The sequence below is a fragment of the Acidithiobacillus sp. TH-A36 genome, assembly GCF_057473445.1.
Map to the genome: position 1 here is coordinate 1 of NZ_JBYCKP010000507.1, position 8,921 is coordinate 8,921.

An 8,921-nucleotide genomic window follows, 5' to 3' on the forward strand; every position below is an offset into this window, starting at 1 on the left:
AATTGACCGCGGCGCGTGCCGAGGGTAAGGGTAACGGCACCGCATAGCGTCCAGCAGTTCGGGATGCAAGGCTGCGTCGTCATCGAGCAGCCTGAGCAGGGATTCCCAACGTTGTCGGGTATCCTCAATCAGGGCGAGGGCCGCTGCTCTTTTGGCGGCAACAATGGCCTGATCTTCGCTGGAATCTTCATAATCCTTGGCTTTGCGGATTTCAGCCAGATCGCCGTTGAAATAGGCGTCCAGCGCCGCGAGGCTGCGCAATTTGCTGCTGATGGACTGTTCAATATTGATGCGTTCCACGGCGCGCGTATAAGCACCCAGCTGCTCCAGGGGAATCACCACATCTTCATTGATTTTGAAGGCGTTGGTGTGGGCGGATATGGCGGCAGTGCGGCTGCGGTCGGCCCAGAAGCGCCGTCGCGATTCGGGTGTGGTGGCTACGAAGCCTTCGCCGCCCCGGGCGTTGGCAATGCGCACGACTGCTGCCGCCGTGGCTCCGGCCGCATCAGGATCATCGCTGGCAATATCGGCCAGCAGGAGCATTTTCGGGCGCTCGTGGCGGGGAGCCTTGTTACTGTATTTGATGGCTTTCAGATAGCGGTCGTCGAGATGCTCCAGTCCGGTCAGCAGAACATTGTTCTGGCTTTCCACGAAGGATTTCACTTCGACGATGGCGGGCACCGCAGCATTCAGGTCGTTCCCGTAAAACTCCAGGCAAATCGTGCGGATATGGGCGGGCATGCGATGCAGCAGGAAACGTCCGGATGTGATGATGCCATCGCAGCCTTCTTTCTGAATGCCCGGGAGCCCGCCGAGGAATTTGTCGGTAACATCTTTACCCAGGCCAGGCTTGCGGAAACTGGCGCCCGGCAGGGTGAGTTTTTCTGGCTCACCCAATGGCGATTTGCCATCGGCAGCAAAGCGTTTGAGTAGGAAATCCACCTGCGGCTGATCATGAATTTTGCCGAGGTTATGGTTCAGGCGTTCCACTTCCAGCCAGTTACCGTCGGGGGTGACCATGCGCCAGGAGATTAAATTATCCAGGGCTGTACCCCAAAGTACCGCTTTTTTGCCTCCGGCATTCATGGCGATATTGCCGCCGATGGTGGAAGCATCCATGGATGTGGGATCTACCGCGAACACCAGACCAGCAGCATCGGCAGCATCGGCAACCACTTTGGTGACAACGCCGGCACCCGCGACCATGCTGGGTACTGCAGAGTTCAGTCCCGCCGGCGTAATCATTTCAATAGCCGAGGTCTGCTCCAGTTTTTCGGTGTTGATGACGGCCGTGTGACGCCGGAGCGGGATGGCGCCGCCGGTATAGCCGGTGCCGCCGCCGCGCGGAATGATGGCAAGACCCAGTTCGCGGCAGGCGGCTACCATGCGTTGCACTTCGGATTCATCGGCGGGATAGAGCACCACAAAAGGAATTTCCACCCGCCAGTCGGAAGCATCGGTAATATGGGCGATGCGCGCATAGGCGCTGAAATCGACATTGTCCCGTGCCGTAATTTTCAGAAGACGCTTTTCCGATTTTTTGCGTAGTTGCAGATCTTCATCAAACTGCCGGGTGAAGGTTCGTACGGCTTCCCGGGTGTTAGCCAATAGCCGTAACACCAGCGCATTGCCCTCGGCACGCGCGCTGATGTCGTTGAGGCGATGGTCCAGTGCATTCCACAGGGCTTCTCGCCGGCTCTTGTCGCGGGCCAGGTCATCCTGAATATAGGGATTACGCTCTACCACCCAGAGATCGCCCAACACCTCAAAAAGCATGCGCGCTGAACGCCCGGTGACGCGTTGTTCGCGCAGGTCTTCGAGAATGCGCCAGGCTTCCTGGCCAATCAGGCGCGAGACAATTTCGCCATCGGAAAAAGAGGTGTAATTGTAGGGGATTTCGCGGAGACGTGAGTTCATAAGGGAATTATAACATTGTCAATGAGCCGGGTCTGCCCCAGATGCGCGGCCGTAAACCAACGCGCACCGGGCCGGGCGACATTCACGGCCTGTAGCGTCTCGCTATCCCGTAATTCGAGATAATCCACGACAAATCCCGCCTGTTCGAGACTGTCTCGACCGGCTTGGGCCAATTCTGCAACAGATGCCTGAGGGTTACTGCGCTGGACCAGATCGAACAGTGTGGCAGCCAACAGAGGAGCCATTTGCCGCTCGCCAGGGCTGAGCCGTGCATTGCGTGAGCTGTAGGCCAATCCGTCCGCTTCTCTTTGAACAGGGCCGGGAAGAATCTGTACGGTCATGTTCATGTCGGCCACCATTTGCTGAACAATCCGCAGTTGCTGATAATCTTTTTCGCCAAGAATCAGAATTTCGGGCTGAACCATCTGCAGGAGTTTGTTGACTACGGTGCAGACCCCGGCAAAATGTCCCGGACGACTGGCCCCACAAAGGACTTTGGCCAGACTGTGGGGCGGTATGATGATGGAAAGATCCTTTCTGCCACGCGGATACATCAATGCATCGTCCGGGGTGAAAACTGTGGAGCATCCCGCTGCGTGGAGTTGCTGTAAATCCTTGTCGAGACTGCGGGGATAATGGGCGAAATCCTCCTGCGGCCCGAACTGCAGCGGGTTGACGTAAATGCTGACCAGCACCTGTTCGGCCCGGGCGGCAGCCAGGCGGACCAAAGCCATATGACCGTCGTGCAGGTTTCCCATGGTGGGGACAAACGCGAGGGTGCCGCGCAGGCTTTGGCGCCACTGACGCAGGCTGGCAATATCCTTGAATACCGGCATGTCAGTGTGGGCGTCGGGGCGGAAAATTGCCGCTGACCACGTCCTGAACATATTGGGCGAAGGCTTTCTGCTGCAGGTTTCCAGCTTCCAGATAGCGGCGTGCGAAGGGTGGACTTTCTGCCTCCAAACCCAATACATCATGGGCTACCAGCACCTGAGCGTCGGTGTCAGGCCCCGCACCAATGCCAATGGTGACGGCATCAATGGCTCTGCTGATTCTGGCAGCGACTTGATCGGGGACGGCTTCCATAACCACAAACCGCGCCCCGGCTGTGCTGAGTGCTGCGGCTTCATGATGCAGACGCTGAGCCTCGGCATCGGTGTTTCCCTGGCGCTGGAAACTGCCCCACTGGCGAACGCGCTGGGGTGTCAGGCCAATATGCGCACAAATATTGATGCCGCGTTCTGCACAGAAAGCTACCGTCGCTGCCATTTCCGCACCGCCTTCCAGTTTGATGACATCGGCCCCGGCACGCAGTAATTCACCCGCCGACTCCCAGGCCTGTTCCGGGCTTTTCTCATAAGTACCAAAGGGGAGATCGGCAAATACCAGGCATCCGCCAGCGCCACGGCGCACCATGCGGGTGTGGTAGCACATCTGCTCCAGCGTGACGTTGAGCGTGTCATGATTCCCACAGACGACCATCCCCAGAGAGTCTCCGACCAGAACACCGTGCATGCCAGCTGCCGCTGCAAAACGCGCCGTGGGGTAATCGTAGGCGGTTACCAGCGCCCGTTTGATGCCCTGTTGTTTGTCTTTAACCCAGCGGGAAATTTTCTTGTGCATTGTGCTCCTCAAATGTCTTGCAGGTGATACTTGACCATTTTAATCAAGTTATCATTGTGCCGCTCTTCATGGACAAAATCCAGTTCTGCGGTATTGATTTCCAGGCACGGCGCGGTGTAGTTGCTGCGCCAGTGCAGATATGCCTGTTGGACTTTGGCCAAATAAGCTGTATCCAGATTTTGTTCATAGGCTCTGGCCCGGGACAGGATACGCTCTTTGAGTGTGGCGAGGGGGGCATCCAGAAAAATCAGCAAAGCGGCGGGCGTGGCTTGATAATGCAGTTGCATTTTGATTTGCTGAAATAACTGGAATTCAGCCGCATTGAGTGTCAGGGGCGTAAATATTTCGTCTTTGCGGGCGCTGTAGTCACTGATGATATAGGCATTGGTCAGCGCTGCAGTCTGCCACTGAGTCTGGCGCTGAAGTAAAAACTGCAGCTCAGTGGCCAGTGCGCCGCCGGGTTGCCGATAAAAGCCGGGTAGGAAGGGGTTTTCTTCAGGCTTTTCAAGAATCAATTCGCCTTGAAAATGATCTGCGAGAAGACGGGCCAAGCTCGTTTTACCGGCCCCTATGGGTCCCTCAATGCTGATGATGCGCGAATGATTCACGCGCTGGCTCGGTGCGGGCGTAAAGTTTCCTTGGGTATGGTTGCTTCGGGCAGGCGCGTGACAGACTGGTCAGCAACGGCGGGCAGATAGTCGGCAATACATCCACATCCTGGCAAGTTCAGCGCAGGATCAAACTCCGCGAGTGGAATCAGGACGAAGGCTCTCTCGCTCATGCGCGGATGCGGTACGCGCAGGCCAGGGTCATGGGAAATCAGATTGCCATGACTCAATAAATCCAGATCGAGAATGCGTGGACCCCAGAACACTTCGGCACTGCGTTGTCGGCCCGCCAGGGCTTCCAGATTTTGCAGGGCCTGCATCAGGGCCTGGGCCGGCAAATGGGTTTGCAAACGGGCAACCGCATTGATGAACGCCGGTTGTTCGACGCCGCCTACTGGCTCCGTGCGATAGAGATGCGAACACCATAGCAGCTTTGAATCCGGCAATTCTGCCAAAGCCTGGATGGCCTTCTGCACCTGTTGCACGGGCTGAGCAAGATTGCTGCCAATACTGATCCAGGCAATTACAGCGGGTTCGGAGGCAGAATGCCCTGTTTGATCAACCATTGTTGCGCATTTTCCTTGTTCGAGATTTCGCCATCCAGTTGGGCTTCCCGCAATGATTTCAATGTTTTTCCCAGAGACGGTCCGGCCTTTAGCCCCAGCGTTTGCAGTTCCTGTCCGTTGAATGGCGACGGGAGACGTCTCTGTACCTGCAAGTAAAGACGGGCGCTGTCCACCAGTGTTGTATTGTCAGCATATACCGCCATAGCCGCCAGTATGCCCGCGACCGAGACACCTTGCCAGATGTTTGCCTTTTGACTGGGACGATTTGCCTTAAGCAGGGTGTCCGGCAAGCCGGGCAAGACCTGGAGATCCGCCAGCAGTCGACCCCGGTCTGGAACCGGCCACCGGTCGAGATAGTGTTGAAGATCGGGTAGGGGTACATCATGCCAGATGAGGGTCAGCATGGGGATAAAAATGGCCAGCGGCTCATCAGGAAACTGTGCGCGCAGCCACTGAATTTGTTCCTGACCGCGCTGCAGCAAAGTCTGCATGGTGTTGATTGCGGGTGGTGTTGGGCGCAGCAAAAACCAGAGTTTCCACGCAGTCAGCTGGGATAATGCACTGGGTAGTGCTTCCAGTTCCAACAGGTAGCGAAGTTCCCGCCACAATCGTGCGCCACTCAGTTGGGTAAAAATGTCTGCTTGCAGGGCTTGTTTGAGTTGCTGATGACATTCCGGGGCCAAATCCATCTGAAAACGTGTTGCAAAGCGTAATCCCCGCAATATGCGGGTAGGATCATCCAGAAACGAGCGGGAATGCAGGGTTCTGAGTAAACCGGCCTGTAAATCAGCCTGTCCATCATAAGGATCAAGCAGGATTCCGAACTGTTGGGGATCCAGCCGGATAGCCATGGCATTGACGGTGAAGTCCCGGCGCGCCAGGTCGGCATGAATATTTCCGGGGTGAACTTCCGGCAGGGCAGCCGGGGCGGGGTAATGCTCCAGTCGGCACTGGGCAAGATCCAGAGCAACTCCCTGGCTGTCTTCCAGAATAGCCGTGCCGAACTGGGAATGAAACTGATAGTGCGCGCCATGAATCTGCGCTTTGCAGGCTTCCGCCAGCATGCGCGTATCTCCTTCTACGGCCACATCCAGATCGGACGCATAGCGCTTTAAAAACAGGTCACGGACCGCACCACCAACCAGATAGGCAGGGGTGCCCAGTTGTTGGGCAATACGGCCAATTTGCCGCAGATGGTCCAGCCTTGCAGCTCCCCACTGCTTTTCCAGCAAGGGGAGGAGATTTGCGGAGTCTGCTTCCATGGGGCGGATAGACGTACGACCTCGTCAGTCGTTGTCTGTCACTTCTTCAGTGTCTGCTGTATTTTTTGCAGCCACAGAATCAGAACGGGGATGACGGCGACGCCGTCGTTTGGGACGGCGACTGCGGGTCGCGGGCAGCGGACCGAGAGCCGTTTCCTGTCCGTTTTCCTCTAAGCGGGCGGCTTCGATCAGGATGCGGCGACCTTCGTGATCGGCAGTCTGAAATTGTTCCCACCAGTTTCCTAATTCGGCAGCGATCTCTCCGGCTTGAATCCGTAGTAATAAGAAGTCAAAGGCCGCACGGAAGCGGGGATGGGCGAGTAGCGCATGGGGACGTCTTCCGCCTCTGCGCAAAAAACGCGCCTGGAGATCCCAGATTTCGCGCATGGGCAGGGAAAAGCGCCGTGGTACAGCTACCCGGCCCATGCAATCCTGGAGAATATCGCTGGCCGCCTGCTGCAAGGCAATGGCTGCAGGTTTTCCTTGCTGCTCCAGTACCTGGCTTTGTTGTTGCAATACCGGCCAGAACAGGGCTGCAAACAAGAAGGCCGGCGTGACGGATTTGCCATCGTGAACCCGCTGATCGGTCCCTTCCAGGGCGCCCTGTAATAAAATCCGGGCAGGTTCGGCGTTGTCCGTATCGAGGAGGGCGTCGACTTGTGGAAATAAAGCAGCGAACAGACCATGTTGGCGGAGTAATTCAAAGCTGGAACGGGCGTTGCCATTCAAAAACAGCTTGAGGGTTTCCTCAAAAAGTCGCGCAGAGGGCACTTCCTGCAAGCAGTCCCGACAGGTGCTGATGGGCGCACGGGCGGCTTCGTCGAGTGTGAACCCCAGTTTTGCGGCAAAGCGCACTGCCCGCAACATGCGTACCGGATCTTCGCGATAGCGTTGTTCGGGATCCCCAATAATACGTAAAAGGCCAGCCTGCAAATCTTCCATGCCTGTGGAGAAATCCAGAATGCCGCGATCAGCAATGTTGTAATACAAGGCATTGGCCGTGAAATCCCGGCGCCGGGCATCTTCTTCCAGCGACCCGTAAACATTGTCGGCCAGAATCCGTCCACTTTCACTGCGCTCACTGGCATCCTTCTTTTTGCCATCAGCGCCGCCCCGGAATGTCGCCACTTCAATGATTTCACTACCAAACTGAACATGCACCAGAATAAAGCGCCGCCCAATCAGGCGGGCATTGCGCCGAAACAGTTTGCGCACCTGCTCCGGATGCGCGTCCGTGGCCACATCAAAATCCTTGGGTTCGCGACCCAGAAGGAGATCACGCACCCCCCCACCGACCATGTAGGCCTGAAAACCCGCCCGATGCAAGCCATTCAGTACCTGCAAGGCGCCGTCGCTAATATCCCTCCGGGAGATATTATGTTCTGCTCGCGGTGTTACCTGCGCGCCAGGAATCTGCACGGGGAGCGGGGTCGGCGCATCGGCAGAGCTATCCGTACTTGCCTCTGCAATGTTTAACTGGCTGGTTATAAAAGATTTTAAAGATACCAAGGCTGATCCCTAGCGAGGGTGGTCTGTCATTCCCGGCGATAGTGTACCTGAAAAGTTGGGGAAAAGCAGCGTGGGGTGATGTTAAGACATAAACAATATCAATAGATGCAGCAAAACAGTATTAAAAATGAAAAAATCAACAAGTATATGTTATTATAATTGCGTGAATTGTGTGATCATAATTTATTCCACTTTTTTCGTATCAGATAAATAGGGCGATGCTTGCTTTCCTCGTAAATTCTTCCCAGATATTCACCTATGACACCAAGCGCCATCAATTGCACTCCGCCTAAAAATAGCAAAGTGACCATCATGGAAGGATATCCCTTGACAGGATTACCATAAACCAGGGTGCTGATAATCAGCCACAAAGCATAAAGGAAAGCCAGCCCGGAGACGATAAAACCCAGATAAGCCGCTAATTGTAGGGGTACCTGACTGAATGAGGTAATGCCTTCGACGGCAAAATTCCAGAGTTTCCAGTAATTCCAGGTGGTTTTGCCGCTATGTCGTGGTGCACGGTGGTAGTAAATGTTGGTACTGCGAAAACCTACCCAGGCGAATAGCCCTTTCATGAAACGACGGCGTTCTGGAAGGCTTTGCAAGGCATCCAGTACCGGACGCGACAAAAGCCGGAAGTCACCCGTGTCAGCGGGAATATCTACGGCGCTCATCCGGTTGATCACCCGGTAAAAAAAGTGGGCTGAAGCGCGTTTGAGCCAGGACTCCCCCTCTCGGGAGAGGCGTACGGCGTTGACCACATCATAACCATCGTGCCATTGGGCAATCAGTTCAGGGATGAGCTCTGGAGGGTCCTGCAGGTCTGCATCCAGGGGAATGGCGGCATCGCCCTGGGCAGCGTCCAGACCAGCAGTTAAAGCGGCTTCTTTTCCAAAGTTGCGGGACAAATCTATGACCTGAATCCGAGGGTCGTGCTGGTGCAGGGCGATCAGCTGGAGGAGGGTGTCATCGGTGCTGCCATCGTTGACACAGACCATTTCCCAAGGTTCCCCGCAGGCATCCATAATGCCACTCACCCGCTCATGAAGGATTTTCAGGTTGCCCGATTCATTATGGCAGGGAACGATGATGGAAACGGTCATTGCATGTTTTCGTTATGATATGGGTAGCCTGCGACGTTAGTTGCGAAAGTTAGCAGGCTCAGACCGCTTCGGTCAATTCCGAATACTGGAAAAATGGCTTCTCATTGGCTATAGTTCGGGATGCCTTTTATCACGGGGCTGGGATGCGCACACCCGGCCCCTTTCTTGTTATAGGTGATCCATTATGCAACTGATCGGCGAAGCTCTGACCTTTGATGATGTCCTGCTCGTACCTGCCCACTCTGCAGTACTCCCCCGCAACGTCCAGATTTCAACACAGTTGAGTCGACGCATCCGCCTCAATATTCCCTTGTTGTCGGCTGCCATGGATAC

General features: G+C 55.6%; 9 protein-coding genes. 1 reads left to right on the top strand and 8 read right to left on the bottom strand.

All coding sequences use genetic code 11. The features are described from left to right. From AC2VLY_RS12885 to AC2VLY_RS12920, 8 genes are all read right to left on the bottom strand, one after another. The coding region (locus tag AC2VLY_RS12885) for a DUF3683 domain-containing protein (protein ID WP_486922410.1) at positions 1-1,917 on the bottom strand (1,917 nt) is incomplete at its 3' end. Continuing rightward, positions 1,914-2,753 carry a pantoate--beta-alanine ligase gene (gene panC, locus AC2VLY_RS12890; protein ID WP_486922413.1) on the bottom strand — a complete coding sequence of 280 codons (840 nt, stop codon included), beginning with the start codon at positions 2,751-2,753 and terminating at the stop codon, positions 1,914-1,916. The genes AC2VLY_RS12885 and panC, both read right to left, overlap by 4 nt. A 1-nt stretch (position 2,754) precedes the next feature. After that, entirely contained in the window at positions 2,755-3,540 is a 786-nt protein-coding gene (gene panB / locus AC2VLY_RS12895; RefSeq protein WP_486893096.1) for a 3-methyl-2-oxobutanoate hydroxymethyltransferase, read from the bottom strand. 8 nt (positions 3,541-3,548) lie between these two features. Continuing rightward, a complete protein-coding gene (locus AC2VLY_RS12900; protein WP_193650599.1) occupies positions 3,549-4,148 on the bottom strand; it encodes a deoxynucleoside kinase in 600 nt (199 codons plus the stop codon). Then, positions 4,145-4,714: a 2-amino-4-hydroxy-6-hydroxymethyldihydropteridine diphosphokinase gene (gene folK / locus AC2VLY_RS12905; RefSeq protein WP_486893095.1), complete on the bottom strand. Its 570-nt coding sequence runs from the start codon at positions 4,712-4,714 to the stop codon at positions 4,145-4,147. The genes AC2VLY_RS12900 and folK overlap by 4 nt, the downstream gene beginning before the upstream one ends. Next, entirely contained in the window at positions 4,672-5,976 is a 1,305-nt protein-coding gene (locus tag AC2VLY_RS12910) for a CCA tRNA nucleotidyltransferase (RefSeq protein ID WP_486922411.1), read from the bottom strand. Before AC2VLY_RS12910 ends, folK begins: the two co-directional genes overlap by 43 nt. A gap of 24 nt (positions 5,977-6,000) precedes the next feature. Continuing rightward, positions 6,001-7,485 carry a polynucleotide adenylyltransferase PcnB gene (gene pcnB, locus AC2VLY_RS12915; protein WP_486922412.1) on the bottom strand — a complete coding sequence of 495 codons (1,485 nt, stop codon included), beginning with the start codon at positions 7,483-7,485 and terminating at the stop codon, positions 6,001-6,003. A gap of 176 nt (positions 7,486-7,661) precedes the next feature. After that, a complete protein-coding gene (locus AC2VLY_RS12920) occupies positions 7,662-8,588 on the bottom strand; it encodes a glycosyltransferase family 2 protein (RefSeq protein ID WP_193650603.1) in 927 nt (308 codons plus the stop codon). Positions 8,589-8,772: 184 nt separating this feature from the next. Here AC2VLY_RS12920 and AC2VLY_RS12925 point away from each other — a divergent pair. Next, positions 8,773-8,921: IMP dehydrogenase (locus tag AC2VLY_RS12925; RefSeq protein WP_486922414.1), on the top strand; the 149-nt coding region annotated here is incomplete at its 3' end.